Source organism: Pseudomonas sp. PvP100, assembly GCF_017833055.1.
Lineage (GTDB): Bacteria > Pseudomonadota > Gammaproteobacteria > Pseudomonadales > Pseudomonadaceae > Aquipseudomonas > Aquipseudomonas syringae.
In genome coordinates, this window is sequence record NZ_JAFIBO010000001.1 from 3,455,893 (window position 1) to 3,482,324 (window position 26,432).

The window sequence follows — 26,432 nt, forward strand, 5'->3', positions numbered from 1 at the left end:
CAACACAAGTGAGTTGATGAGATTGATTCTTGAGGAGGGGATGATGCAAGGCCGCAAACGCTGTCGATCGCTCTTGATCATGGGGCGAAGCGCAGTCGGGATGTGTGACACGGAATGTCGAGAACTGCGTGCCAAAGCCAATGCGGCATTGGCACGCGTTCAGTCAGGTGCGGGGCTGACGAGGCAGGCTGATCAGCTCCCCGCCACGGTCATTCGCTCGATGAGTACCGAGCCGGTGCGGATGTTGCTGCGCAGCTCAAGATCGCTGCCGACGGCAACGATCTGCTTGAACATGTCGCGCATGTTGCCGGCAATGGTCACTTCCTGAACCGGGAACTGAATCTCGCCATTCTCGACCCAGAACCCTGCCGCGCCGCGCGAATAGTCGCCGGTAACCATATTCAGGCCACTGCCCATCAGTTCGGTCACCAACAAGCCGCGTCCCATGCGCCGGATCAGTGCAGCCTGGTCGTCCGAACCGTGGGTAACGAACAGGTTGTGCACACCGCCCGCGTTGGCAGTGCTCGGCATGCCCAGCTTGCGGCCGGAATACGTGCTCAGCACGTAGGAAACCAGATCCCCACCTTCCACGAATGGTTTGGCGAAGGTCGCCAGACCATCACTGTCGAACGCCGAACTGCCCATCGCATGCTTCAGGTGCGGGCGTTCATCAATGGTCATCCACTCGGGGAACAGGCGCTGACCCAGCGCGCCTTCGAGGAACGACGATTTGCGGTACAGGGTGCCGCCGGAAATCGCACCCAGAAAGCTGCCGAACAGGCCGCCTGCCAACTCCGCAGCAAACAGCACCGGCACTTCACAGGTCGGCACAGGGCGCGCACCCAGACGGCTCGCTGCACGCAACGCAGCCTTGCGGCCAATGCTTTGTGCATCGGCCAGCAGCTCGCCCTGGCGGTTGACGTCATACCAGTAATCGCGCTGCATCTGGCCTTCGCCCTCGGCGATCATCACACAGCTGAGGCTGTGCCGCGTTGACGCATAGCCACCGATGAAGCCATTGCTGTTGCCGTATACACGGCAGCCCTGATGGGTATTGAGCGTGGTGCCATCGGCGTTCTTGATGCGGCTGTCGGCATCGAAGGCCGCCGCTTCGCAGAGCAACGCCTTCTCGATGGCTTGCTCGGGCGTGATGTCCCAGGTGTGATAAAGGTCAAAATCCATGACCTCTTTTGCCATCAGCGCAGCGTCGGCCAGCCCGGAGCTTTCATCTTCGGAGGTGTGTTCGGCAATCGCCAGTGCAGCGGCGACCGTTTCACGAATCGCATCGGCGCCGGTTGCCGACGTGCTGGCCGAGCCCTTGCGCTGTCCGACATACAGGGTGATACCAAAGCCCTGATCGCGGTTGAACTCGACGGTTTCGACTTCACGCTGACGGACCGATGTCGACAGCCCCTGGTCCACCGACACGGCGACTTCGCAGGCGCTGGCGCCCTGACGCCGGGCTTCGGCGATGATCTGCTCGACCTGTTCCTGCAGCTCGGGCAAGGCTTGTGGGCCGACGCTTTGGGTTGCACTCATGACTTTCTCCATCAAATTCTTCTTTCAGCACAGGCCGAATACCGACCGGGCCGGACAAGCGGCCCACGACTGGTTATCATGGCGGCGTTTCTTTGCGGACTGCCCCCATGGTTGATTCTTACGACGACTCCCTCGACGGGGAGAAAAGCAAAACCCAGGTCAAACGAGAGCTGCATGCTCTGGTCGACCTCGGCGAGCGACTGACAACACTCAAAGCCGATGTGCTGGCCAAGCTGCCGCTGACCGACGCTTTGCGCAAGGCCCTGGCCGAAGCGCCCAAGCACACGGCGAACATCGCGCGAAAGCGGCATATTCTGTTCATCGGCAAGCTGATGCGCGATCAGGACCAGGAAGCCATTCTGGTGTTGCTGGACCAACTCGATGCCTCCACTCGCCAATACAATGAACGTTTCCACAATCTGGAGCGCTGGCGTGATCGCCTGATCGCGGGCGATGACGCCGACCTCGAGAAATTCGTTGTCGAATACCCCGATGCCGACCGTCAGCAGCTGCGTTCGCTGATCCGTCAGGCGCAACACGAAGTTGCACGTAACAAACCGCCGGCCACCAGCCGCAAAATCTTCAAATACATCCGTGAGCTGGACGAACTTCAACGCGGTCTGCGTTGATTTCACCCCTCGAGGCCGGCAGCAACAAGCAGCCGGCCCCGACTCACATTCAGCTACCGGTGCCACCCACAGTGATCGCGTCGATCTTCAGCGTAGGCTGACCCACACCGACCGGCAGCGACTGGCCATCTTTCCCGCACGTACCGACGCCGCTGTCCAGCGACAGATCGTTACCCACCATCGACACCCTGCTCATGGCTTCCGGCCCGTTACCGATCAAGGTAGCCCCTTTGACCGGCGCAGTAATCTTGCCGTCTTCGATCAAATAGGCCTCACTGGTCGAAAACACGAACTTGCCGCTGGTGATATCCACCTGACCGCCGCCCAGGTTGGCGCAGTAGATGCCGCGCTTCACTGAGGCGATGATTTCCTGCGGATCGCTCTGCCCGCCCAGCATGTAGGTGTTGGTCATGCGCGGCATCGGCAGGTGGGCATAGGACTCGCGACGGCCGTTGCCGGTGCGGGCCACGCCCATCAGGCGTGCATTGAGCTTGTCCTGCATGTAGCCCTTGAGCACGCCGTTCTCGATCAGCGTCGTGCATTCGGTCGGTGTGCCTTCGTCATCGACACTCAGCGAGCCACGACGCCCCGCCAGGGTGCCGTCGTCGACGATGGTGCAGAGTTTCGACGCAACCATCTCGCCCATGCGCCCGCTGTAGGCCGAACTGCCCTTGCGGTTGAAGTCGCCCTCAAGGCCGTGCCCCACCGCTTCGTGCAGCAGCACACCGGACCAGCCTGAGCCGAGCACCACCGGCAAGGTGCCTGCCGGTGCAGGAATCGCTTCCAGGTTGACCAGCGCCTGACGCAGGGCCTCACGGGCATAGCCCATGGCGCGATCGTCGGTCAGGAAATAACGGTAGTCGGTACGCCCACCGCCACCATGCCCGCCCCGCTCGCGACGGCCATTCTGCTCGACGATGACACTGACGTTGAAACGCACCAGCGGGCGCACATCGGCGGCCAGGCTGCCATCCGCGGCGGCCACCAGGATGCGCTCCCAGACACCGGCCATGCTCACCGAAACCTGCTGGATACGCGAGTCCAGCGCACGCGTCGCAACGTCGATGCGCTTGAGCAACTCGACCTTCTCGGCGCGGCTCAGCACTTCCAGCGGGTTATCCGGGGCATACAACTGCGCCACGTCCTGCGAGGTGAAAGCCTGCACGCGACCATTCTGGCCAGCGCGAGAAATGGAGCGCGCGGCCTGTGCAGCGGTGCGCAGGGCCTCGGGGGTGATCGCGTTGCTGTACGCAAAGCCGGTTTTCTCACCCGACTGGGCACGCACGCCCACGCCTTGATCAAGATTGAAACTGCCTTCCTTGACGATCCCGTCTTCGAGCGACCAGGACTCGGAGATCATGCCCTGAAAATACAGATCGGCCGCGTCGATTCCTGGCCCGGCCAGATCGCCCAGCACGGACTGCAGGCTGTCGAGGCTCAGGCCGCCGGGTGCCAGAAGGTGTTCGCTGACTGAGGACAGATCACTCATATTCACTCCGAAGCAGGCCGCATGGCGTCCTGCGAAAAAAAGCGCCGGTGACTGGACACCGGCATCCGCGCCCGTATGGACGCCTGTTCTTCACTGTCGCGTGTGGCCAGCAGCACCGCTTCACCCTGCGCCTGCTCGGCCAGTACGCGGCCCCATGGATCAACGATGGCCGCGTGTCCGTAAGTCTCGCGAGGCCCCGGATGGACCCCGCCCTGTGCCGCCGCCAGCACGTAACACTGGGTTTCGATGGCACGCGCGCGGATCAGAATGTCCCAATGCGCAGCCCCCGTTACCGCAGTGAACGCTGACGGCGCGGTAATCAGTTCAGCACCGGCTTCACGCAGCGCGGTGTACAGCTCGGGAAAGCGCAGGTCATAACAGACGGTCAGCCCCAGACGCCCCACAGGCGTATCGGCTACCACCACCCTGCTCCCATGAGCATAGTCATCCGATTCACGATAGCGGCCACGGTTGTCAGCGACATCCACATCGAACAGATGCAGTTTGTCATAACGCGCCACCTGCTCACCGTGCTCATCGATCAACAGCGAACACGCCGTCACCTTGCCATCCGGCCGCTCATCCGGCGGCAGTGGCAAGGTTCCGGCAACAATCCATAACTTGAGGTCGCGAGCGGCCAGTTTCAACCATGGCAGGATCGGTCCGTGCCCCTGAGCCTCGGCACGCCCGATATCGGCGACGTCGCGGCGCCCCATTGCGACGAAGTTTTCGGGCAGTACCGCCAGCCGCGCGCCACCTTCGGCTGCCTGTTCCAGCAGACGTCGGGCGCTGGCCAGATTGTCAAGGACATCGCTTTGGCTGACCATCTGAATCACCGCGAAGGACATGGCAACCCGCTCCTGAATGACATGGCCACCACTGTACTCCATGAGACGCTATTGGGGCTTTTCAAATGGTTTGTCGAACGTGATCTTCGGCTCTTTCCAGGGCCCTTCGACCTTGTATTGCACGCTGGCGAAACGCGCAACCCGGTCGCCCAGCAGCTTGTCGACCAGAAACAGTGCCCCGCCAATAGCGGGCGCGCCGACAATCAGCGCAGCGATAGGCAGATTATTGGTCACCGGCAAGGTCACCAGCAGCTTCGCATCGACACGATCGCGAACCATGTCCAGCGTCCCGTTGAGCTCCAGATTGCTCGACGGCCCGGTCAGGGTGATCGGGTTGCGCGTCACATAGACACCGTCGCTGGCCACCAGCAGCCCTTTGACCCGGTCGTAGCTCAGGCCTTTGCCCAGCAGGTCGGAGAAGTCCAGGCGCAGACGCCGGCCGATGGAGTTGAAATTCAACAGCCCGAACACCCGCAACGCCTGAGCACCGCCCTCGACTTCGACGAACTGACCTCTGTTCAGCGTGGCATCCAGGCTGCCGGAATAGCGCTTCAGACCGACCCAGGCAGGCGAACCCGGCCAGCGTCCGTCCACGTTCATCTCGAAGCGTTCACTGGTGACAGTGGGTGCGAAGTTCCAGGCCTTGAGCACATCCGCGAGGTTCTTGCCCGCCAGACGGCCTTTGAACGAACTGCTGCTGGCCCCGGGCGTACCCTCCCAGGTAGCGTCACCCTCCAGCAGAATGCCTTTGAGCCCCAGGCTCATGTCCGACATGCGCATGCCGGCAGGTGTCGGCCGGGTTTTCAATGCCCAGGCCCCGAGCAACTGATCACCCTGAAACAGCTGGGAGATCTTCACGTCCAGCGCAGGGATATTGTGCGGGTCGATATCCGCCAGAGGATCAGGCGCGTTTTCCACCACGGTCGCTGTCGGATCGGATGCAGGCAGTCGAACGTAGAGCATGTTGACGCCGATCGGTGCAGACTTGGCGTCGGGCAGCGTTGCTGTGCCCTTGGCCAGCGCGCTGTCCAGCGACAGGGCCCAGGCTGCCGCGTTGCGCTGCAACTGGACACGCACGTCATTGAGTGTGGTGCCCATCGCGGTCAGTTTGCCGATCTGCAGATCAACGCTGTTAAGCAGTTGTTTTGCGTTGCCGCCCGGATCATTCCCCGTGTAGCGAGCGGCCAGTTCCTGCCAGGGCGCGATGTCCAGTTCGGACAACTCTCCACGGATCCGCAAGCCCTTGGCGTCCGGCACGATCGCCCCTCCGCGCCCCAGATACAGCTCACCACGACCTTCGGCAAACTTGCCATTCGGTGCTGCGAACGCAAAGTTGGCCTGATCGTTATAGGCCGCGCCGAGCCTGCGCTCCGCGCCTTGCAGGGTCATGCGGAATTCGCTGGGACGCTCCTGATCAGCGGTCTTGCCAAACGGTGCGGGCAAATCGATCGCCACGCCCTTGAGGGTGGAGTTGATTACCAGCGGGCTGTCCTTGCTGTCCAGAATCAGCTGCAACTGATACGGCAGGTCACCGGAGACCGGCAACGGCTGGGTCACGTTCAGCCAGTCGGTGAGCCGCTTCACAGTGATTTGCCCGTTCGCCACAATGCGCGTCACGTTGTCGCCAGGCTTGCCCTCGGCGGCGATCTCTGCGGTGACAGGGCGATCGAATGCCTGGGCCTTGATGCCCTTGCCGCTCAGCCCGCTGGAGCTGTCAAAACGGAAGTCGCCTTTCAGGCGGGTCAGCTCCAGCACCGGGTCAGCCAGCTTCAAGCGCGCATTGTCGGTGCTGAAGTCCACCACGACCTTTGGCTCGACGCCCTTGGCCAGCGGTATATCCAGCTTCAGCTTGCCGTCCAGAGGGCCCTCGCCCTGCCATCCGGCAAACGTGCTGCCCGTACCGATGGGCGCCTGCTGGAGAATCTTCAGGCCGTCGACCAGGTTTCCGGAGAAGTTACCGTCCACCAGCAGGTGACTATCCTGGCCTGACGGCACATGAGGAATATTGACCAGCACGTTGCTGACCTTGGTATCCAGCAACTGCCCTTTGCTTGCCTTGACACGTACGCCGCTGTTTTCGACGTAGACCTTGCCATCCACCCCGGTCAGCGACGGCCAACCCGGCTGGAACGCCAGCGTTGCGTTGTTGACATCGAAGAACAGGCTAATGACACGCGCCGTATCGGGCGAGTTCTTGTTCAGCGACCCTTGATACTGGAAGAAACCCTGCTTGACCGCGCCACTCACCACGGCGGTGCGCAACCAGTGATCAAGCTCAGGACTGAGCGCGGTCGGCAGGTACTTGCTGGTGTAACGGCCGTCGCCGTCAACCATGCCGACCCGCAGGTCCATGTAGTCTTCCTGATCATGATTGAGATGAATTTTGATCAGAAAGTCCGCCGCAATCTTGCCTTCGTCGCCGAGCACCTTGATGTACGGGGCGATCAGCGTGAACGCCTGGTCATCCAGTTTCCAGGTCAGACGGGCATTGGCCTTCTGGTAATGCCAGGGTTTGGCGAAGATCGGGTCCAGGTGCAGCATGAAGTCATCGGTGTCGAGGCGCAGCTCGCCCTGCCCCAGATCCCCGCTGATGGCGCCGGTGACGTTTCCGGCCGCCGGCGCCCCGCGATACGCGTTGAAACCTACCTTGTCCAGATTGGCGGCAAAGCTCAGGCGCTTGTCGCCCACTGCTTGTGGCCGGTAGTCGAGCAGCACGTTATGCAGCCCGCCTGTCACCTTGAGGCCGTCGACCACTGCCATGGCCTTGTCAGGCAGGGGCGCGAGCGAGTCGATCAGCGGCGTGACAGGCGTCAGGTCCAGACGATCCGCCTGTACATGCCAGAGCTCTTCGCTGTCAGGGGTCGCGGCGGTTTGCGTCAGTTGCACACGGCTTTCCCAACGCGTGTCGCCAAGGCTCATCGCCAGTGAATCGAGGTTCAGGTCGAAACCTGTATCAGTCCGTGCAAACCATGCGTTCAGCGCAAGGTTATCGATCGTCGACGGTTTGCGACCGGCATAAACGCCTTTGACCTGCGGTGCATTGAGGCGCGTGGTCGCGCTTTGCACGGTGCCCTTGCCCCAACTCAACCAGACCTCGCCGCCGGCCTGCAGTTTCGACAGTGTCCATTCGCGAGTGAGGCTTTTCGGCAGCCACTTGGCCCAGTCGCTTTGCGGCAGGCTGGCGTAGACGTCGGCCTCGCCGTCCTTCCACTGACTGGCCTGGATGCGCGAGCGCACGTTGAGCGCGACCGGCTGACCATCCGGCAGGGTCAGGCGTGCGTCAAGTCTCTGGGCGTAGCTGCCGGTGTCCAGACTGAGGTTTACATAGGTGAGGGTCAGCGGCGCGGCGTCAAACGGTTGCACCGTGACCTGGCTGTCGAGCAACGACAGATGCGCGACCATCTGCATCTGCCTGAGCACCTGCTCGGGGTCGAACGGGCTGTCGTTGTGCACCGGCAAGCCCTGAACCGACCACGCGCCGTCCTTGTCCTGCCTGAGGCTGAACTGCAGGCCGTCCACTTCAAGATGAGCGATGCGCACGTCACGCGCCAGCAGGCTTTCCCAAAGGTCAGGAACAACCCTTACGCGATCCAGACGAAGGGCACTGGCACCCTCGCCGACCATCACGTCGTGGGCCAGCAGTACCGGGGCAAAGCGGCTCCAGCTGCCCTCCAGGCTGCCGATGCTCAGCGGTATGCCCAGCGCGCTGCTGGCACGGGTTTCCACGTCGACACGGTATTCGGCAACCAGCGGCGTCAATTGACGGCCGAGGCTCACGTACAGCGCCGCAAGCACCAAAATCAGTGCGCACAGGCTCAGCCCCCAGCGGGTCAGGGTTGCGACGAGGCGAGGAAGACGTCCCATCTCAGGAGGCCCTCCACTGCGGGGTGCAAGGAGCAGAGTCGGCGAACGGATTCCGGCTCGGATGCGCAGGTGCGGTCAGGTACAGGTTTTGCTCATTCGCCACGCATCATTCTCGATAAAACGGCATACCTGCCAGAAACCCTTAGGGCACTTGTCATAGATTTCAAACGATCAGCACCCTCAGAGCAGCACCACGTCGTATTGTTCCTGCGAGTACATGGTTTCTACCTGAAAACGGATAGTGCGGCCAATAAAGCTCTCCAGTTCAGCCACGTTGCCGGACTCCTCGTCGAGCAGGCGATCCACCACGCGCTGATTGGCCAGAACACGATAGCCCACTGCCTGATAGGCCCTGGCCTCGCGAAGGATTTCCCGGAAGATTTCGTAGCAGATGGTCTCGGGGGTCTTGAGCTTGCCCCGCCCTGCGCAGCAATGACACGGTTCGCACAGCACCTGTTCGAGACTTTCGCGGGTGCGCTTGCGGGTCATCTGCACCAGACCCAGTTCGGTGATGCCGATGATGTTGGTCTTGGCGTGATCGCGTTCCAGCTGCTTCTCAAGCGTGCGCAGCACCTGACGCTGGTGTTCACCGTCTTCCATGTCGATGAAATCGATGATGATGATGCCGCCCAGATTGCGCAGGCGCAGCTGCCGGGCGATGGCCGTGGCAGCTTCCAGGTTGGTCTTGAAGATGGTTTCTTCGAGGTTGCGATGCCCCACGAACGCGCCGGTGTTGACGTCGATGGTGCTCATCGCTTCGGCTGGATCGATGACCAGATAGCCGCCCGACTTGAGAGGCACCTTGCGCTCGAGGGCCTTCTGGATTTCGTCTTCGACCCCATAAAGGTCGAAGATCGGCCGCTCGCCCGGATAGTGCTCGAGCCTGTCGGCGATTTCCGGCATCAGCTCGGCCACGAACTGAGTCGTTTTCTGAAATGTTTCCCGCGAGTCGATACGGATCTTCTCGATGCGCGGGCTGACCAGATCGCGCAAGGTGCGCAGTGCCAGGCCCAGATCTTCGTAAATCACCGTGGGTGGGCTGACCGTCTTGATCTGCTCGCCGATCTGATCCCAGAGCCTGCGCAGATAGCGGATGTCCATCAGGATTTCATCCGCCCCGGCGCCTTCGGCAGCGGTGCGCAGAATGAAACCTCCGGCCTCCTTGATACCTTCCAGGGCGACACAATCGCTGACCACTTTCTTGAGTCGTTCGCGCTCGGCTTCGTCCTCGATTTTCAGCGAGATGCCCACATGCGCGGTGCGCGGCATATACACCAGATAACGCGACGGAATGGAGAGTTGCGTGGTCAGCCGTGCGCCCTTGCTGCCGATCGGGTCTTTGGTGACTTGCACGACAAGGCTCTGACCATCATGTACCAGCGACGCGATGCTCTCGACCGCAGGCCCTTCACGCATGGATATTTCCGAGGCATGAATGAACGCCGCGCGATCCAGACCAATGTCGATGAACGCCGCCTGCATGCCGGGAAGCACCCGCACAACCTTGCCTTTGTAGATATTGCCGACGATGCCGCGACGCTGGGTGCGCTCGACGTGCACCTCTTGCAGAACCCCGTTTTCCACTACGGCCACGCGCGATTCCATCGGCGTGATGTTGATCAGAATCTCTTCACTCATGACTTGTCACCTTCCAGGCATTGCCAGCAGGGTATGCCGAAATGGCCAAGCAGTTCTGCGGTTTCGCACAGGGGCAGACCCACCACCCCAGAATAGCTACCTTGCAGACCCTCGACGAAAATCGCTGCCAACCCCTGGATGGCATAGCCGCCAGCCTTGTCGGCGGGCTCACCACTGGTCCAGTAGGCTTGGGCTTCATGGGTTTGAATCGGGCGAAAGCGCACACGACTGGTAACAATACGGGTTTCGCTGCGTTGCCGATCACAGAGCGCCACAGCCGTCAGTACGTCATGCTCGCGCCCGGACAGGGCCATGAGCATGGCCAGCGCATCCGCTTCATCGACCGGCTTGCCGAGAATGCGTCCATCGAGCACCACCGCCGTGTCGGCCCCCATCACGCAGGCCTGTTGTTCGGCTGACAGCACGGATAGCCCGGCTTGAGCCTTGCCCAGCGCAAGACGCTCGACATAGGCAGCCGGGGTTTCATGGTCGAAAGGAGTTTCGTCGATCTGAGCGCTCAGTACGGTAAAGGGCACACCGATCTGAGTCAGAAGTTCGCGGCGGCGCGGCGAGCCAGAAGCCAGATAAAGCGAGGGCATAAGGACATCTCCGTGTCTGTACGGGTGAGCGCGAACAACGCAGCGAGGCGTCGCGCTCACCTTGCGCTTAATTGATTTTCAAACGTTTGCGCAATCCACGCAGGCCATAACTGATCCAGGGCCACAACAGAGCGCTGACCAACGCGGGCAGCACCAGCGCCAGCGTAGGCTGACGGTTGCCGGTCAGCGCACTCAGCCAGAGCTGCGCAAGCTGCGCCAGACCGAATACCACCAATAGCACCAGGCACTGTTGCCACATCGGAAACATGCGCAGGCGCTGCTGCAGGGACATCACCAGAAAGGTAATCAGACTGAGGATCAGGGCATTCTGGCCAAGCAATGTGCCGTACAGAACATCCTCCATCAGGCCCAGTATCCACGCGGTGGTCATACCGTATTTGTGCGGCAGCGCCAGAACCCAGAAGGTCAGCAGCAGAGCCAGCCACAGCGGCCGGAAGATTTCCATGAATTGCGGCAGCGGCGAAACGCTCAGCAGCAGACCGATCGCAAACGTCAGCCAGACCACCCAGCCGTTGCGCCCGGAAACATGACTAACCATCGATAGGCTCCCGGGCAGTGGAAGGTCTGGAGGCAGGCGGCTGTGACGCCGCGGGCCGGGCAGCAGGCCTTGCAGGTGTCGCGGGCGTTGCCGCCGGTGCAGGTGTTGCCGACTGCGCCGCCGGCTTGTGCGTCAGCGTGCTGCCCGGAAAGACCGGAACGAATGCCTGCGGCCACATCGGGAAAGCCGGTGTCGGCGGCGGCAGTGTTGCCATCACGGAAGGCTCGACGCCCTTGTCGAGGGATTCCTGTGCTTGCGCCGCATCGGCAGCGCGCTCTTCAGGCGAGCGACCGTCAGAGAACACCAGCAACAGATAGCGACTGCGATTCAACGCGGCGGTTGGCACCGCTCGAACGATCGCGAACGGCTGGCCGGAGTCGTGAATCACTTCCTTGACCGTCGCCACCGGGTAACCGGCCGGGAAACGCTGACCAAGGCCCGAACTGACCAGTAGATCGCCTTCCTTGATGTCTGCGGTATCCGCCACATGCCGAAGCTCCAGACGCTCCGGGTTACCGGTGCCACTGGCGATGGCACGCAGACCGTTGCGGTTGACCTGCACCGGGATGCTGTGGGTCGTGTCAGTCAGTAGTAGAACGCGTGAGGTATAGGGCATCAATTCGACCACCTGCCCCATCAGGCCGCGCGCATCGAGCACAGGCTGGCCGAGCACCACGCCGTCGCGTTCGCCCTTGTTGATGATGATGCGATGGGTGAAGGGGTTCGGGTCCATGCCGATCAACTCGGCGACCTCGACTTTTTCGTTGACCAGCGCCGAGGAGTTCAGCAGCTCACGCAGCCGAACGTTCTGCTCGGTCAGTGCCGCCAGCTTTTGCAGGCGACCTTGCAAAAGCAGGGCTTCGGTCTTGAGTTTTTCGTTTTCGGCGATCAGCTCTGTGCGGCTGCCGAACTGACTGGCGACGCCTTGATACAGACGCTGTGGCAGGTCGACGATCCAGTAGGACTGCATGAGCACCATCGACATCTGGCTGCGCACGGGCTTGAGGATCGTAAAGCGGGCGTCGACAACCATCAACGCAACCGACAGAACGGCCAGCACCAGCAGACGTACACCCAGCGACGGGCCTTTTGAGAAAAGCGGTTTAATAGGCCGCTCCTCCGGGGCATGCGATCGTTGGATCGAACTTCGATTGGCAATTATTCATGCGGTATGTAACCGGCCTGGACAAATGAAAGAGATAGGCACCCTGTTTCGGCGTCAGCCTGATGCATACAGGTAGCATATCCGCCACCTGCATACAAAAGACTCCGTGAAAGGCACCCCGGCGAATTATTCGCTGGAGAGCAGATCCATGGTGTGCTTATCCATCATTTCCAGCGCACGGCCACCGCCACGCGCTACACAGGTCAGCGGGTCTTCGGCGACGATCACCGGCAGACCGGTTTCCTGCGCCAGCAACTTGTCCAGATCACGCAGCAGCGCACCACCACCGGTCAGGACCAGGCCACGCTCGGCGATGTCCGAGGCCAGTTCCGGAGGCGATTGCTCCAGAGCGCTCTTGACCGCCTGAACGATGGTCGCCAGCGACTCCTGCAGTGCCTCGAGCACTTCATTGGAGTTCAGGGTGAACGCACGTGGAACGCCTTCGGCCAGGTTGCGGCCACGGACGTCGACTTCGCGCACTTCACCGCCCGGATAGGCAGTACCGATTTCCTGCTTGATGCGCTCGGCAGTCGATTCGCCGATCAGGCTGCCGTAATTGCGGCGCACGTAGGTGATGATCGCTTCGTCGAAACGGTCACCGCCGACCCGTACGGATTCGGCATACACCACACCGTTCAGGGAGATCAGTGCGATTTCGGTGGTACCGCCGCCGATGTCGACAACCATCGAACCGCGAGCTTCTTCCACCGGCAGACCGGCACCGATTGCAGCGGCCATCGGTTCTTCGATCAGGAATACTTCGCGTGCGCCTGCACCCAGGGCCGACTCGCGAATGGCGCGACGCTCAACCTGAGTGGATTTGCACGGAACGCAGATCAGCACACGAGGGCTGGGCTGCAGAAAGCTGTTTTCATGAACCTTGTTGATGAAGTACTGCAACATTTTTTCGCAGACGCTGAAGTCGGCGATAACGCCGTCTTTCATTGGACGAATGGCTGCGATGTTGCCTGGAGTACGGCCCAGCATGCGCTTGGCTTCGGTACCGACGGCCACGACACTCTTCTGGTTGCCGTGAGTACGAATGGCAACGACAGAGGGTTCATTCAGAACGATACCGCGCTCACGCACGTAAATAAGGGTGTTGGCAGTGCCCAGGTCGATGGATAGATCACTGGAAAACATGCCACGCAGTTTCTTGAACATGGGAAAGGGACCCTAGGGAACGCGTGGTAAAAAAAGTGCGGCAAACTCTAACAACGACAGGGATTTTGGGCAAGGAGCCAATATGCTAAATTGGCGGTTTTCCGAACACCACCCTCGACGTTAGCGGCTTGAGACAGTAATAACGCGATAGTGTTCCGCAATTGGCAACAAAGCAAATCCATAAGCATTCCACTGGAGATACCCCATGGCGCTTGAACGCTCCGACGTGGAAAAGATCGCTCATCTGGCCCGACTGGGTCTCAATGACGCCGATATCCCGCGTACCACCGAAGCACTTAACAGTATTCTTGGGCTGGTCGATCAGATGCAAGCGGTCGACACCACTGGCATCGAGCCGCTGGCTCACCCGCTGGAAGCCACCCAGCGCCTGCGCGAAGACGCCGTCACCGAGCGAAATCGTCGTGACACTTACCAAGCCATCGCACCAGCGGTCCAAGACGGGCTGTATCTGGTTCCGAAAGTCATCGAGTAAGGGAAAGCGCCTGCATGCATCAAATGACTCTGGCCGAGATCGCTCGCGGACTCGCCGATAAAAAGTTTTCTTCCGAAGAGCTGACTCGCGTTCTGCTGTCGCGCATCGCGACGCTCGACCCGCAGCTCAACAGCTTCATCAGCCTCACCGAAGACCTGGCCATCACCCAGGCGCAGGCGGCAGACGCGCGCCGTGCAGCCGGTGAAAACGGCCCGCTGCTCGGTGCCCCGCTGGCCCATAAGGACCTGTTCTGCACCCAGGGCATCCGCACCAGCTGCGGCTCGCTGATGCTCGACAATTTCAAGGCACCCTATGACGCCACGGTCGTTTCGCGTCTGGCATCGGCCGGTACAGTGACGCTGGGCAAGACCAACATGGACGAATTCGCCATGGGCTCGGCCAACGAATCCAGCCATTACGGCGCGGTGAAAAACCCGTGGAACCTGGAATGCGTCCCTGGCGGTTCTTCGGGCGGCTCGGCAGCGGCTGTTGCTGCACGTCTGTTGCCCGCCGCGACCGGCACCGACACCGGTGGTTCGATTCGCCAGCCTGCAGCGTTGACCAACCTCACGGGCCTCAAGCCGACCTACGGCCGCGTATCGCGCTGGGGCATGATTGCCTACGCATCCAGCCTCGATCAGGCGGGACCGATGGCACGCACGGCCGAAGATTGCGCACTGCTGCTGCAAGGCATGGCCGGTTTCGACCCGCAGGACTCGACCAGCATCGACGAGCCGGTTCCGGACTACTCCGCCAGCCTCAATACCTCGCTCAAGGGCCTGCGTATCGGTGTGCCGAAAGAATATTTCAGCGCAGGCCTCGACCCACGCATCGCGCAGCTGGTGCATGAAAGCGTCAAAGAGCTGGAAAAGCTCGGCGCGATCGTCAAGGAAGTCAGTCTGCCTAACCTGCAGCACGCGATCCCGGCCTACTACGTCATCGCGCCAGCAGAAGCCTCGTCCAACCTGTCGCGCTTCGACGGGGTGCGTTTCGGCTACCGCTGCGAAGACCCGAAAGACCTGACTGATCTGTACAAGCGCTCTCGCGCGGAAGGCTTCGGCCCGGAAGTCCAGCGACGCATCATGGTTGGCGCCTACGCGCTGTCGGCGGGTTACTACGACGCCTACTACCTGCAGGCGCAGAAAATCCGTCGCCTGATCAAGAACGATTTCATGAGTGCGTTCGCCGATGTCGACGTGATTCTCGGCCCGACCACGCCCAACCCGGCCTGGAAAATCGGCGCCAAGACCAACGATCCGATTGCCGAATACCTGGAAGACTTCTACACCATCACCGCCAACCTGGCGGGCCTGCCTGGCTTGTCCATGCCTGCGGGCTTCGTCGACGGTCTGCCGGTCGGCGTGCAGCTGCTCGCTCCGTATTTCCAGGAAGGCCGTCTCTTGAATGTGGCGCATCAGTATCAGCAAGTCACCGACTGGCACACTCGCGCACCTGAAGGCTTCTGAGGAGAAACACATGCAATGGGAAGTCGTCATCGGGCTGGAGATTCATACCCAGCTTTCGACCCAATCAAAGATTTTTTCCGGTAGCGCGACCACGTTCGGCTCCGAGCCCAACACGCAGGCCAGCCTCGTCGACCTGGGCATGCCTGGCGTATTGCCGGTGCTGAACAAGGAAGCCGTGCGCATGGCCGTCAAGTTCGGCCTGGCAGTGAACGCCGAAATCGGCCAGCACAACGTGTTTGCCCGCAAGAACTACTTCTACCCGGACCTGCCCAAGGGCTATCAGATCAGCCAGATGGAGCTGCCGATTGTCGGCAAGGGCCACCTGGACATCCCCCTTGAAGACGGCACCGTCAAGCGCATCGGCATCACCCGTGCGCACCTGGAAGAGGATGCGGGCAAGAGCCTGCACGAAGACTTCCAGGGCATGACCGGTATCGACCTGAACCGTGCCGGCACCCCGCTGCTGGAGATCGTTTCCGAGCCGGACATGCGCAACGCCAAGGAAGCCGTGGCTTACGTCAAGGCCATCCACGCGATTGTCCGCTACCTGGGCATCTGTGACGGCAACATGGCCGAAGGTTCGCTGCGCTGCGACTGCAACGTATCGATTCGTCCGAAGGGCCAGGTCGAGTTCGGCACGCGCTGCGAGATCAAGAACGTCAACTCGTTCCGCTTCATCGAAAAAGCGATCAACAGCGAGATTCAGCGCCAGATCGATCTGATCGAAGACGGTGGCAAGGTTATCCAGCAGACGCGCCTGTATGACCCGAACACCAACGAAACCCGCGCCATGCGCAGCAAGGAGGAAGCCAACGATTACCGCTACTTCCCCGACCCGGATCTGTTGCCGGTGATCATCGAGGACTCGTTCCTCGAAGAAACCCGCGCGACCTTGCCAGAGCTGCCGCCGCAGAAACGCGAACGCTTCCAGAGCCAGTTCGGTCTATCGACCTACGACGCAAGCGTACTGGCTTCGAGCCGCGAGCAGGCTGACTACTTCGAACAGGTGGTGAGCATCAGCGGTGACGCCAAACTGGCAGCCAACTGGGTCATGGTCGAGCTGGGCAGCCTGCTCAACAAGCAGGGCCTGGAGATCGACCAGTCGCCGGTCAGTGCCGAGCAGTTGGGCGGCATGCTCAAACGCATCACCGACAACACCATTTCCGGCAAGATCGCGAAAATGGTCTTCGAGGCAATGGCCAATGGTGAAGGCAGTGCTGATGAAGTCATCGAAAAGCGCGGCCTGAAGCAGGTCACCGACAGCGGCGCCATTGAATCGATGCTCGACGAGGTGCTGGCAGCCAACGCGGAACAGGTCGAACAGTATCGTGCAGCGGACGAAGCCAAACGCGGCAAGATGTTCGGTTTCTTTGTCGGTCAGGCGATGAAAGCCTCCAAAGGCAAGGCCAACCCGCAGCAGGTCAATGAGCTGCTGAAGGCCAAGCTGGAGGGCTGATCCTCGTCACTCTCGTTCCCACGCTATGCGATCAGCGTTATACACGAGTCTTGTGGGGGCGAGCTTGCTCGCGAATAGGCCGGTACAGCCTCTAGAGACAGGGCGTTTGGACCAAGGTCTTCGTGAGCAAGCTCACTCCCACAGAGGTCTTTATTCACATCGCGATTATGGTCAAAGACCCCGCCTTCTGGGCTCTTCATGACTTGTGTATAACGACGAGCGCTCTGTGTGGGAATGCAGTTCCGGACGCTCTGCGTCCGCTGTCGAGTACGCGCTGCGACACCGGGTTATGACGCGGAGCGTCACGAAATGCATGCCGACATGGAGCCTTGGCACGAGCGTCAACCACAACTACTCCGGCACTCAGGAACCCACCCCATGCGCCGCCTTATTTTTGCCTGTAGCCTGCTGACGTTATTGGCAGGATGCGCTAATCACATCATCGACCCCCATGGTTATGACGAGACCGGCACCGCCGCTTATTACGGCGCCCGCCATCATGGCAACCGCACTGCCAGCGGTGAGCCGTTCAATCAGAATGCGCTGACCGCTGCGCATCGACAGCTGCCTTTCGGCACGCGCGTCAAAGTCACCAATCTGGACAACGACAGGTCGGTAGTCGTACGTATCAACGATCGCGGCCCTCACACGCGCGGCCGTCTGATCGATGTCTCTCGCGAAGCGGCCGAACAACTGGGTATGCTGCGCAGCGGGACAGCGCCAGTCCGCGTACAGGCCCTGGATTAACCCCAGCTCTCGATCACCTCCGATAAGGACACTCGTATTCTCCAGCTATCGGCCTTGCCCGCCCCCGCGCTCATCCAGATGCTCAGTGGCTTGTTATTGCTGCTGATCGGGGCAGAACTGTCAGTGCGCGCAGCGGTGCATCTGGCGGCGATTTTCAAGGTCCGGCCACTGATCGTCGGCCTGACCGTCGTGGCAATGGGCACCAGCGCGCCGCAGATGGCAGTAAGCCTGCAAGCCGCGTTTGCCGATAACACCGACATCGCTGTGGGCAGTGTCATCGGCGGTAACATTTTCAATGTGTTGGTGATCCTTGGCCTGTGCGCGCTGATCATTCCGTTACGCGTTGCCCGTCAGGTGTTGCACGTCGACATTCCGCTGATGATTGGCGCCTGCCTGCTGGCTATCGGCCTGTCCTGGAGCGGCGAATTCAGCAAACTGGACGGCGCAGTGCTGCTTGCCGGATTGCTGTTCTGCCTGATCGTCATCATCCGCCAAGGCGGTCATGCGCCGCGTCACGGACAGGCCGAGACAACCGAAAAACCTCGTACCTTCACGCGCATCCTCATGCTTGCCAGTGGCTTGCTGCTGTTGACCGCTGGCGGACACCTGCTGGTCGACGCGTCAGTGGTGATTGCCATACACCTGGGGCTTTCCGAACGCATCGTCGGTCTGACCATCATTGCCATTGGCACATCATTGCCGGCACTGATGACGTCGCTGATCGCAGCGTTTCGTGGTGAGCGTGATATTGCCGTGGGCAACGTGATCGGCAGCAACCTGTTCAATCTGCTGGGCGTTCTGGGGCTGACCGCACTGGTCGCCCCGGTGCCGCTGACGATCTCGCCAAATGCACTGGTGTTCGACCTGCCGATCATGCTCGGCGTGTCGTTGCTGTGCGTGCCGCTGTTCTATTCCGGATACCGGATAGACCGTCTGGAAGGCCTGTTTCTGCTGTCGTTGTACCTGACCTACGGGCTGCATATCCTGTCGATCAGCACCGGTATGGCGCTGGCCGAACGGCTTGAAAGCAAAATGCTCACGCTGGTGTTACCTGTGCTGGGCGCTGTGGTTGTCTGGGGCACAATTCGCGCCTGGCGACGCCAGCACTGACCTCCAACCCGCATTGATACAAGGAGCAAGGCCATGACAGACAAGACGATCAGCGAAGGCGAACAGATCCGTCGCCAGGTGATGGGCGATGTCTACGTCGACCGCGCGCTGGGCAATGCCACCGAGTTCAGCCAGCCGCTGCAGGATTTCGTCAACGAGCACGCCTGGGGCAGCGTCTGGAGTCGCGAGGGCCTGCCGCTGAAGACCCGTAGCCTGATCACCCTGGCCACCCTCACCGCCCTGAAATGCCCGCAAGAACTGAAAGGCCACGTTCGTGGCGCACTGAACAATGGCTGCACGGTCGAGGAGATTCGCGAAGCGCTGCTGCACTGCGCGGTGTACGCCGGCGTGCCAGCGGCCATCGACGCGTTTCGTGCGGCGCAGGAAGTGATCGACAGTTACGTCAAAGCGGATTAAATCCAGCCGCCCCATTGCAGGATGAAAATCCCCACGTTGGTCGTGACTGCTGCCGCCAGCGTGGTGATGACGATGATCGCAGCGGCCAGTTCGTAATTGCCGTTGGCCGTGCGCGCCATGATGTAGCTGGCTGCCGCTGTCGGGCTGCCGAAATACAGGAACAGAATCCCCAATTCAGCGCCGCGAAAACCCGCCAGCCAGGCGGCCAGCGTGCACAGCACTGGCAGCGTGATCATCTTCATGACGCTGGCACTGATAGCCAGCTTTCCACTCTTGCGCAACGAAGCCAGCGACAACGTGCCGCCGATGCAGATCAGTGCCAGCGGCAGGGTCATCTGGGCCAGGTAGCTGCCAGAGGTTTCCAGCCATTTGGGCAGGCCGATGGCGAAGTAAGCGAAGGGTGAGGCGATGATCACGCTGATGATCAGTGGGTTGGCCAGCACGCTTTTGAAGATGCTCCAGGGATCGGATTTGATCACCGGGCTGTAAACCGCCAATACCACCGTCGATAACGTGTTGTAGAAGACGATGACCAGCGCGGCGAGAATGGCGCCCAGTGAAATGCCATCAGGCCCGTACATGCTGGCCGCCAGGGCCAGACCGATAACCCCGTTATTGCCACGAAACGCGCCCTGGACGTAGATCCCGCGCTCTTCGTACGGGCAGCGCCAGATCGCCCAGCACCAGGCGAATGCAAAACTCAGAAGCGTGGCGATGCTGAAAAAAATCAGCAGTTTGGGCTGCAGGGCGGTGCGCAGGTCGGCGTGAATAATGCCCAGAAACAGCAGCGCAGGCATGGTGACGTTGAACACCAGCCCGGAAGCCGCAACGATGAAACCGTCATTGATCGCGCCGATTCGCCTGAGGAACACGCCCAGAAACAGCATGGCAAACACCGGGGCGGTGATGTTCAGGGTTTCGAGAAAAATAGCCAGCATGCAACGCGTCCGGTCCCGTCGTTAGGTAGCTCATGATAGGCCACCGAGGACAAGCATGTTGCACGGAATTTCCGAAACCCTGATCCCCTACCGCGACTGCCGCTTCTCAGACGATGCGGCTGACTTCCTTCACAGGCTGGAGCTTGCGCTCGAAAACCGAGACCCCGTCCAGATCGCGCAGTGCCACGGTCATCTCACCGGTCTGCCCGTCGATATTCACTTCACCAAAGAATTGAAAACCCGCAAATGGCGAGGTGTTCTGCGCAGGGGGCGCCTTCTGGAACACCAGCTCGGGACCAAAGGTCTTGTCCAGCACGTTGGGACCATAGCTACCGGCATTCAATGGTCCGGCGACGAACTCCCAGAACGGGTCGAAGTCCTGAAATACGGCCAGATCCGGCTGGTAATGATGCGCGGCGCAGTAATGCACGTCGGCCGTCAGCCAGACACAATCGCGAACCTTCTGCGCGCGCAGGTACGCCAGCAATTCGGCGACCTCCAGCTCACGCCCCAACGCCGGGCCGTCATTGCCGTTGGCGATGGCCTCCCAACGCTGTACGCCGGGGCTGACCTCGCCATCCGGCACGCCCAGACCAATGGGCATGTCCGCCGCGATCACTTTCCACTGCGCACGCGATGCAGTGAGCTCGCGCTTGAGCCAGTCCAGTTGCTCACGGCCCATGAATGCGGTGGTCGGACCCGGCTTGTCGGCCAGGTTGGCATCGTTGCCGGCGCGATAGCTGCGCATGTCGAGGACGAACACGTCGAGCATCGGACCGTAGGGGATCTTGCGATAAATGCGCCCGCCGTTGTCGGCTTCCTGCAAGCGCAGCGGCGCGTACTCCAGATAAGCCTGGCGGGCACGCGAGGACAGCAGGCCGATGTCCTTGACCTTGTAGCGATCATCGAGCTGTTTGCTGGGCGACCAGTTGTTGGTCACTTCGTGATCATCCCACTGCCAGATCTGCGGCACTTCGGCGTTGAAGCGGCGCAGGTTTTCATCCATCAGGTTGTAACGGTAGTTGCCCCGGTATTCGTCGAGGGTCTCCGCTACCTTGCTCTTCGCCTCGGTGGTGATGTTGCGCCAGACACGCCCGCCCTCCGTGGTGAGCTGCTCCGGCACCGGGCTGTCGGCGTAGATGGTGTCGCCGCTGTGGATAAAAAAGTCCGGCAAGCGCAAACGCATGGCTTCGTAGATACGCATGCCGCCGATATCGGGGTTGATGCCAAAGCCCTGCCCCACCGTGTCGCCGCTCCAGACGAAGCGGATGTCGCGGCGCTGCTGCGGCGTGCTGCGCAGATGGCCGAACCACGGCTCGCTGACGACACCGCTCTGCGCATCCTCGAAAGACACCCGGTAGAAAATCGCCTGATCGACCGGCAGCCCGCTCAGCTCGACCCGCGCGGTGAAGTCGCTACGCTGATCGGCCAGCGCCGACACCAAACGGCGTGGCTGGGTGAACATGCTGCGTGTGTCCCACTCGACGACCATGCGCGAAGGCCGGTCGCTACGACTCCAGACGATCGCCTTGTCGCCGAACACATCGCCGGACTGCACGCCATCCATCATCTTCGGACGATCCTGCACCGAGGCGATGACTGCCGGCGCAACACCTGGTAACAGCAGACCGGCACCTACCGTTCCGACGGCCTGGATGACACGGCGACGCTTGAGATCGAACTGGCTCACGGTTATCCCCTCGCTGACAGGCAAAAAAGCACCGTAACAGGGGAATATTGGCGCTGTATGACAACGCAGCAGATCAAGCGCATGGCAGACTTCAAAAACTTCCGGCGCCCGGTAACTGGTAAACTCCCGCGCCTTATTCCAGCCCGAGGCGCTCAGCATGTCTTCCTTGAATCAGGCGCTCAGCGTCGCCCTCGACAATCGCCAGGGGCTGCTTGACCAATTGCATGGGCAGGGCACGGACTGCTATCGACTGTTTCACGGCAGCCAAGAGGGTGCCAGCGGGCTGACCATCGACCGCTACGGCCCGCAATTGCTGGTGCAGAGCTTTCACTCCCGCCTGGATCGCGATGCCCTGCTGGCGCTGCATGAACAGGTCAACACGCGCCTGAGCCTGGACACCCTGCTGGTCTATAACGATCGCTCGCAAGGCAACTCGCGCGTGGATCGCCATGACACCGTGTACAAGGCTGAAGAAGCGGCGCTGGCCGATCATGTCGGCCACGAATGGGGGCTCAATTACCGAGTCCGCGGCCGACATGCAGGCCAGGACCCACTATTGTTTCTGGACCTGCGCAACACACGCGGCTGGGTCAAGCAGCACAGCGCCGGCAAAAGCGTGCTGAACCTGTTCGCCTACACCTGCGGCGTCGGTCTGAGTGCTGCGGCCGGTGGCGCGAGTGAAGTGTGCAATCTGGACTTCGCCGAGGGCAATCTGGCGGTGGGTCGCGAGAATGGTGCGCTCAATCCGCAACTGCCACCCATGCAATTCATCCAGTCGGATTATTTTCCGGCAATCCGCCAGTTGGCCGGCCTGCCCATTGCTGCACGCCGCAGCCAGCAATTGCCCAGCTACGTGAAACTGCAACAGCGTCAATATGATCTGGTCCTGCTCGACCCACCGGCCTGGGCCAAGAGCGCATTCGGCACCGTTGATTTGCTGCGCGACTATCAAAGCCTGCTCAAACCTGCGCTGTTGACCACGGCGGACGATGGTGTGCTGATCTGCTGCAACAATCTGGCGAAAGTCAGCATGCAGGACTGGCGTGAGCAGGTACTGCGCTGCGCCACCAAGGCTGGGCGTCCGGTACGCGACTGCCAGGAGATGCGTCCCGCCGCAGACTTCCCGTCTCAGGATAATCAACCGCCGCTGAAAACGCTGATTCTGCAACTCTGATCCGGCGCTTGCTATCGTAAAGTACAACCGGAAAGTTCCTACAAGCCGCGATGGCAGTGCCTTCGGAACCGAACAGGCATGCCATACTCCAAGGGCTTCCAAAAGAGAGAGACGCCGCTGCCCATGTCCAGAGGATTGAAACGCACACTCGGCTCCCTGCTGGCTGTGATCGCGCTCTACAGTTTGCTGGGATTTTTCATTCTTCCCGGCGTCGCTCTGCGGATCGCGAACCAGCAACTGGCCAATTACGCCACGGTGCCAGCAAAGCTCGAACGCCTGGAATTCAACCCCTTCACCCTGGAGCTGACACTTTGGGGCCTGAACATCGGCACGCCGGGGAAGGAGCAGGTCGCGTTTGAAAAGCTTTATGCCAATCTGCAAATCAACAGTCTGTGGACGCGGGCTCTGCATCTGCAACGCGTCGAGCTGATCAAACCGCGCACCGAGCTGCTGTTCGACAAACAGGGCAAGCTCAATCTGGCACAACTGTTCAAGCTGCCCGCCAGCGAACCGGCAAAGGACGAACCCGCCACTAAGCCATTCCCACTGCGTATCGACGAAATCAAACTGGCGGGAGGCTACGTTCACTTCCAGGACCTGCGCCCCAGCCAGCCCATCGAGTTTCTCTACGACGCGCTGGATTTCGAGCTCAAGAACCTCAGCACTCTGCCTGAAGACAACGCCGACATGACCCTGGTCGCAGCGGGGCCGGACGGTGGGCAGATCGACTGGGTCGGCCGTATCAGCCTGATCCCGATCGCCTCCGAGGGCACGCTGAAAGTCACTGACAGCAAGATGAAGCTGTGGTGGCCTTATGTGCGTGATGCCTTGCCGCTGGCGCTCGAGGACGGCGTGCTGAATTTCAGCACGGCCTACACATTGAACCTGTCCAAGGAAACCGAGCTGAAGTTGACCAACGTGTCGGCCAGTGTCGCGCCTTTTGTGCTCAACGCTCCCGATGGTCGCCCACTGGTACGCCTGCAACGCCTGGACGTCAGCGAAACATCGGTCGACCTCGCAAAGCAGCTGGTTACCGTAGGCAAGGTGCGCAGCCAGAAGCTGGAAACCTGGGCCGCGCGTGAAGCCGACGGGCAACTGGACTGGCAAAAACTGTTCGCCAGCCAAGCGCGCAAGCCCGCAGCAGCGCACACCCCAGCCGTGGACGAAAAAGCCGCTGAGCCAGCCCCGGCCACCGAGACCACCGCCAAAGCCAGCGCTCAACCCGTGGCGCAGAGCAAACCCTGGCAAGTCCTGTTGCGTGATGTGCAGTTGCGCAACTACATGGTCCATCTGGCAGATCGCGTGCCTCAAGAGCCGGTCGCGCTGGACGTTGGCCCGCTGAATCTGGACATCCAGAACTTCGACAGCCTGAACAAGGCGCCCTTCACGCTCAAGCTGGAGACCGGGCTGGGCAAACAGGGCAATCTCACTGCCGCCGGTGACGTGAACCTCAACCCGGTCAGCGCACGCCTCAACGTAACCACTCGCGACATCGACCTGCGCCTCGCCCAGGCCTATATCAGCCCGTTCATTCGTCTGGAGCTGCGCAGCGGCATGCTCGGCAGCGATCTGGCGCTCGACCTGAAAAGCACCGAGCCACTGGCGTTCAACGTCACTGGTAAAGCGCAGGTCAATCAGTTGCACACGCTGGATACGCTCAAACAGCGCGACTTCCTGAAGTGGCAGCAACTGGCGCTGGAGGGCCTGGACTACCAGCACGGCAAGGGCCTGTCGATTGCCAAAGTGAACATGGATCAGCCCTACGCGCGCTTTATGATCAATGAGGACCGGACCACCAACATCGATGATCTGTTGATCCCGCAGCCAGCCGACGCAGCTACTGGCAAGACCGCCGCCCAGCCAAAGGCAGCCAAAACCCAAGCCGCAGGCAAGAAGGAAAACCCGCTGGCGATCTACGTGGGTGAAGTGAATATCAACAACGGCTCGGCAAACTTTGCCGACATGACCCTGACCCCCAACTTCGCCACCGCCGTGCAGCAGCTTAACGGTCGTATCGGCACCATCGACAACCGCAAGCCTACACCGGCACCGGTGGACATCGAGGGCAAGGTCGACCGCTATGCGCCGGTGACCATCAAGGGCAGCCTCAACCCGTTCGACCCGATGGCCAGCCTGGATATCACCACCAGCTTCAAGCGCGTCGAGCTGACCAACCTGACCCCTTACTCCGGCAAATTCGCAGGCTTCCGGATCCGCAAGGGCCGGCTCAATCTCGACCTGCACTACCTGATCACCAAGGGTCAGCTCAAGGCCCAGAACAAGGTGCTGGTGGAGCAGTTGCAACTGGGTGAGCGGGTCGACAGCCCGGATGCGCTGGACCTGCCTATTCGTCTGGCGGTCGCGCTGCTTAAGGATACCAAGGGGCGTATTTCCTTGGAGCTGCCAATCGAAGGCGACCTGAACAACCCGCAGTTCAGCGTCATGCCGATTGTCTGGCAGACCCTGCGCAATCTGGTGCTGCGTGCCGCGCAGGCCCCGTTCAAGATGCTCGGCGGGCTGGTTGCCGGTGGAAGCTCCGAGGACCTCGGCAGCGTAAGTTTCGTGCCAGGCTCCAGTGACTTGTCGGCAGAGGCGCAAAAGGCTCTGGACAAACTCTCGGTAGCGCTCAAGGAGCGTCCGGACCTGAAACTGGAGATCGAAGGCACCAGCGCCGCCAGCAGTGACGGTCCATTGATCGCCCAGCAAAGGCTGGAACGCGAATACCAGTACACGTATTACAAGATCCTCCAGCGACGCGGCGACAAGGTTCCAGCCAAGGCCGGCTTGATAGAGGTCCCGGAAGAGGAAAAGACGCCTATGCTCGAAGGTATCTACAGGACACGCCTGAAACAGCAACCGCCCGCTGAATGGACCAGTCTGGGCAAGGAACAACGTGCTGCCCAGATGCGTGCCGCCGTACTCAAGTTCTGGAGCAGCAACGAGGTGCTGCTGCGCGAACTGGGCCAGAGCAGAGCCAGCAGCATCAAGGATTACCTGGTGGACAAGGGCAAGCTCGAAGACGCTCGCGTGTACTTCGTCGACGCGCAACTGGGCCAGGCCCAACCGGATGGTAAAGTCATCAGCCCCCTCCACCTCGACAGCGAATGAAGCCTTTGGCACACACCCGAATCAAACGACTGATCAACCTGACCCTCGCCGCCATGGCCGGGTCAGTTGTCGCATCAGCGTATGCCAGTTCGACCCTGCGTTGCGGCAGCCAACTGGTCAGCACCGGTGACCGGGCGTTCGAAGTCCAGCAGAAGTGCGGCGAACCGGTCAGCCAGGAAGTGCTCGGCACTCAGGAAATCTTCAATAGCAATTATCGAAGGTCCGAAGCCGTGAGGATCGAGGAGTGGATATACGGTCCTGATAACGGCATGTATCAGTACCTGCGCTTCGAAGGCGGGCGCCTGGTGGGCATCGAGAGCAAACGCCGCAACTGATGCC

The 26,432-nt window shown here is 60.9% G+C and carries 21 protein-coding genes; 10 read left to right on the forward strand and 11 right to left on the reverse strand.

Features of this window, described 5'->3' with window-relative positions:
- Positions 1-192 precede the first annotated feature (192 nt).
- The gene (gene pmbA / locus JOE39_RS14740; protein WP_003313601.1) at positions 193-1,539 is read right to left on the reverse strand and encodes a metalloprotease PmbA; all 1,347 of its coding nucleotides are present in this window, start codon (positions 1,537-1,539) and stop codon (positions 193-195) included.
- A 107-nt stretch (positions 1,540-1,646) separates the two neighbouring features.
- Here pmbA and yjgA point away from each other — a divergent pair, with 107 nt between their 5' ends.
- The gene (yjgA, locus tag JOE39_RS14745; protein ID WP_003364101.1) at positions 1,647-2,168 is read left to right on the forward strand and encodes a ribosome biogenesis factor YjgA; all 522 of its coding nucleotides are present in this window, start codon (positions 1,647-1,649) and stop codon (positions 2,166-2,168) included.
- Between the two features lie 49 nt (positions 2,169-2,217).
- On the opposite strand, the gene tldD is transcribed toward yjgA, so the two are convergent.
- From tldD to mreB, 8 genes are all read right to left on the reverse strand, one after another.
- Positions 2,218-3,657, reverse strand: a complete 1,440-nt coding sequence (gene tldD / locus JOE39_RS14750) for a metalloprotease TldD (protein ID WP_003413412.1) — start codon at positions 3,655-3,657, stop codon at positions 2,218-2,220.
- A gap of 2 nt (positions 3,658-3,659) precedes the next feature.
- Positions 3,660-4,505, reverse strand: a complete 846-nt coding sequence (locus JOE39_RS14755) for a carbon-nitrogen hydrolase family protein (RefSeq protein WP_003313605.1) — start codon at positions 4,503-4,505, stop codon at positions 3,660-3,662.
- 48 nt (positions 4,506-4,553) lie between these two features.
- On the reverse strand, positions 4,554-8,369 hold the full coding sequence (locus JOE39_RS14760; RefSeq protein WP_210078601.1) for a YhdP family protein: 3,816 nt from the start codon (positions 8,367-8,369) through the stop codon (positions 4,554-4,556).
- A 180-nt stretch (positions 8,370-8,549) separates the two neighbouring features.
- Entirely contained in the window at positions 8,550-10,007 is a 1,458-nt protein-coding gene (gene rng / locus JOE39_RS14765; protein ID WP_003313606.1) for a ribonuclease G, read from the reverse strand.
- Positions 10,004-10,606: a Maf family protein gene (locus tag JOE39_RS14770; RefSeq protein ID WP_004416173.1), complete on the reverse strand. Its 603-nt coding sequence runs from the start codon at positions 10,604-10,606 to the stop codon at positions 10,004-10,006. The genes rng and JOE39_RS14770 overlap by 4 nt, the downstream gene beginning before the upstream one ends.
- A gap of 67 nt (positions 10,607-10,673) precedes the next feature.
- Positions 10,674-11,165 carry a rod shape-determining protein MreD gene (gene mreD / locus JOE39_RS14775; RefSeq protein ID WP_003364106.1) on the reverse strand — a complete coding sequence of 164 codons (492 nt, stop codon included), beginning with the start codon at positions 11,163-11,165 and terminating at the stop codon, positions 10,674-10,676.
- Positions 11,158-12,273 carry a rod shape-determining protein MreC gene (mreC, locus tag JOE39_RS14780; protein WP_074907226.1) on the reverse strand — a complete coding sequence of 372 codons (1,116 nt, stop codon included), beginning with the start codon at positions 12,271-12,273 and terminating at the stop codon, positions 11,158-11,160. Before mreC ends, mreD begins: the two co-directional genes overlap by 8 nt.
- Positions 12,274-12,456: 183 nt before the next feature.
- Entirely contained in the window at positions 12,457-13,494 is a 1,038-nt protein-coding gene (gene mreB / locus JOE39_RS14785) for a rod shape-determining protein MreB (RefSeq protein ID WP_002555108.1), read from the reverse strand.
- Between the two features lie 205 nt (positions 13,495-13,699).
- Here mreB and gatC point away from each other — a divergent pair, with 205 nt between their 5' ends.
- The 6 genes from gatC to JOE39_RS14815 all read left to right on the forward strand — a co-directional run bounded on the left by gatC (position 13,700) and on the right by JOE39_RS14815 (position 19,183).
- The gene (gene gatC, locus JOE39_RS14790) at positions 13,700-13,987 is read left to right on the forward strand and encodes an Asp-tRNA(Asn)/Glu-tRNA(Gln) amidotransferase subunit GatC (protein WP_002555109.1); all 288 of its coding nucleotides are present in this window, start codon (positions 13,700-13,702) and stop codon (positions 13,985-13,987) included.
- A 14-nt stretch (positions 13,988-14,001) separates the two neighbouring features.
- On the forward strand, positions 14,002-15,453 hold the full coding sequence (gatA, locus tag JOE39_RS14795; protein WP_003395221.1) for an Asp-tRNA(Asn)/Glu-tRNA(Gln) amidotransferase subunit GatA: 1,452 nt from the start codon (positions 14,002-14,004) through the stop codon (positions 15,451-15,453).
- A gap of 10 nt (positions 15,454-15,463) precedes the next feature.
- Positions 15,464-16,909: an Asp-tRNA(Asn)/Glu-tRNA(Gln) amidotransferase subunit GatB gene (gene gatB, locus JOE39_RS14800; protein WP_003313612.1), complete on the forward strand. Its 1,446-nt coding sequence runs from the start codon at positions 15,464-15,466 to the stop codon at positions 16,907-16,909.
- A gap of 378 nt (positions 16,910-17,287) precedes the next feature.
- Positions 17,288-17,656: a septal ring lytic transglycosylase RlpA family protein gene (locus JOE39_RS14805; RefSeq protein WP_002555111.1), complete on the forward strand. Its 369-nt coding sequence runs from the start codon at positions 17,288-17,290 to the stop codon at positions 17,654-17,656.
- 78 nt (positions 17,657-17,734) lie between these two features.
- Complete coding sequence (locus tag JOE39_RS14810; RefSeq protein ID WP_003340605.1) at positions 17,735-18,766, forward strand: calcium/sodium antiporter; 1,032 nt, start codon at positions 17,735-17,737, stop codon at positions 18,764-18,766.
- Between the two features lie 33 nt (positions 18,767-18,799).
- On the forward strand, positions 18,800-19,183 hold the full coding sequence (locus JOE39_RS14815; RefSeq protein ID WP_003340604.1) for a carboxymuconolactone decarboxylase family protein: 384 nt from the start codon (positions 18,800-18,802) through the stop codon (positions 19,181-19,183).
- Here JOE39_RS14815 and JOE39_RS14820 read toward each other — a convergent pair.
- Positions 19,180-20,121, reverse strand: a complete 942-nt coding sequence (locus tag JOE39_RS14820; RefSeq protein ID WP_024662445.1) for an AEC family transporter — start codon at positions 20,119-20,121, stop codon at positions 19,180-19,182. The two genes, JOE39_RS14815 and JOE39_RS14820, sit on opposite strands and share 4 nt — an antisense overlap.
- A gap of 106 nt (positions 20,122-20,227) precedes the next feature.
- Complete coding sequence (locus JOE39_RS14825; RefSeq protein ID WP_210078600.1) at positions 20,228-21,811, reverse strand: alkaline phosphatase D family protein; 1,584 nt, start codon at positions 21,809-21,811, stop codon at positions 20,228-20,230.
- A gap of 157 nt (positions 21,812-21,968) precedes the next feature.
- Between JOE39_RS14825 and JOE39_RS14830 the strand changes: the two genes are divergently transcribed.
- From JOE39_RS14830 to JOE39_RS14840, 3 genes are all read left to right on the forward strand, one after another.
- Positions 21,969-22,985 carry a class I SAM-dependent methyltransferase gene (locus tag JOE39_RS14830; RefSeq protein WP_004416162.1) on the forward strand — a complete coding sequence of 339 codons (1,017 nt, stop codon included), beginning with the start codon at positions 21,969-21,971 and terminating at the stop codon, positions 22,983-22,985.
- A gap of 123 nt (positions 22,986-23,108) precedes the next feature.
- On the forward strand, positions 23,109-26,093 hold the full coding sequence (locus JOE39_RS14835; protein WP_198703479.1) for a DUF748 domain-containing protein: 2,985 nt from the start codon (positions 23,109-23,111) through the stop codon (positions 26,091-26,093).
- Entirely contained in the window at positions 26,090-26,428 is a 339-nt protein-coding gene (locus JOE39_RS14840) for a DUF2845 domain-containing protein (protein ID WP_198703474.1), read from the forward strand. Before JOE39_RS14835 ends, JOE39_RS14840 begins: the two co-directional genes overlap by 4 nt.
- The last annotated feature ends 4 nt before the right edge of the window (positions 26,429-26,432 follow it).

What these genes read in the sequence shown, in the direction of transcription:
- pmbA (WP_003313601.1), bottom strand. Translation starts at nt 1,539, where the DNA reads ATGAGTGCAACCCAAAGCGTCGGCCCACAAGCCTTGCCCGAGCTGCAG.
- yjgA (WP_003364101.1), top strand. Translation starts at nt 1,647, where the DNA reads ATGGTTGATTCTTACGACGACTCCCTCGACGGGGAGAAAAGCAAAACC.
- tldD (WP_003413412.1), bottom strand. Translation starts at nt 3,657, where the DNA reads ATGAGTGATCTGTCCTCAGTCAGCGAACACCTTCTGGCACCCGGCGGC.
- JOE39_RS14755 (WP_003313605.1), bottom strand. Translation starts at nt 4,505, where the DNA reads ATGTCCTTCGCGGTGATTCAGATGGTCAGCCAAAGCGATGTCCTTGAC.
- JOE39_RS14760 (WP_210078601.1), bottom strand. Translation starts at nt 8,369, where the DNA reads ATGGGACGTCTTCCTCGCCTCGTCGCAACCCTGACCCGCTGGGGGCTG.
- rng (WP_003313606.1), bottom strand. Translation starts at nt 10,007, where the DNA reads ATGAGTGAAGAGATTCTGATCAACATCACGCCGATGGAATCGCGCGTG.
- JOE39_RS14770 (WP_004416173.1), bottom strand. Translation starts at nt 10,606, where the DNA reads ATGCCCTCGCTTTATCTGGCTTCTGGCTCGCCGCGCCGCCGCGAACTT.
- mreD (WP_003364106.1), bottom strand. Translation starts at nt 11,165, where the DNA reads ATGGTTAGTCATGTTTCCGGGCGCAACGGCTGGGTGGTCTGGCTGACG.
- mreB (WP_002555108.1), bottom strand. Translation starts at nt 13,494, where the DNA reads ATGTTCAAGAAACTGCGTGGCATGTTTTCCAGTGATCTATCCATCGAC.
- gatC (WP_002555109.1), top strand. Translation starts at nt 13,700, where the DNA reads ATGGCGCTTGAACGCTCCGACGTGGAAAAGATCGCTCATCTGGCCCGA.
- gatA (WP_003395221.1), top strand. Translation starts at nt 14,002, where the DNA reads ATGCATCAAATGACTCTGGCCGAGATCGCTCGCGGACTCGCCGATAAA.
- gatB (WP_003313612.1), top strand. Translation starts at nt 15,464, where the DNA reads ATGCAATGGGAAGTCGTCATCGGGCTGGAGATTCATACCCAGCTTTCG.
- JOE39_RS14805 (WP_002555111.1), top strand. Translation starts at nt 17,288, where the DNA reads ATGCGCCGCCTTATTTTTGCCTGTAGCCTGCTGACGTTATTGGCAGGA.
- JOE39_RS14810 (WP_003340605.1), top strand. Translation starts at nt 17,735, where the DNA reads ATGCTCAGTGGCTTGTTATTGCTGCTGATCGGGGCAGAACTGTCAGTG.
- JOE39_RS14815 (WP_003340604.1), top strand. Translation starts at nt 18,800, where the DNA reads ATGACAGACAAGACGATCAGCGAAGGCGAACAGATCCGTCGCCAGGTG.
- JOE39_RS14820 (WP_024662445.1), bottom strand. Translation starts at nt 20,121, where the DNA reads ATGCTGGCTATTTTTCTCGAAACCCTGAACATCACCGCCCCGGTGTTT.
- JOE39_RS14830 (WP_004416162.1), top strand. Translation starts at nt 21,969, where the DNA reads ATGTCTTCCTTGAATCAGGCGCTCAGCGTCGCCCTCGACAATCGCCAG.
- JOE39_RS14835 (WP_198703479.1), top strand. Translation starts at nt 23,109, where the DNA reads ATGTCCAGAGGATTGAAACGCACACTCGGCTCCCTGCTGGCTGTGATC.
- JOE39_RS14840 (WP_198703474.1), top strand. Translation starts at nt 26,090, where the DNA reads ATGAAGCCTTTGGCACACACCCGAATCAAACGACTGATCAACCTGACC.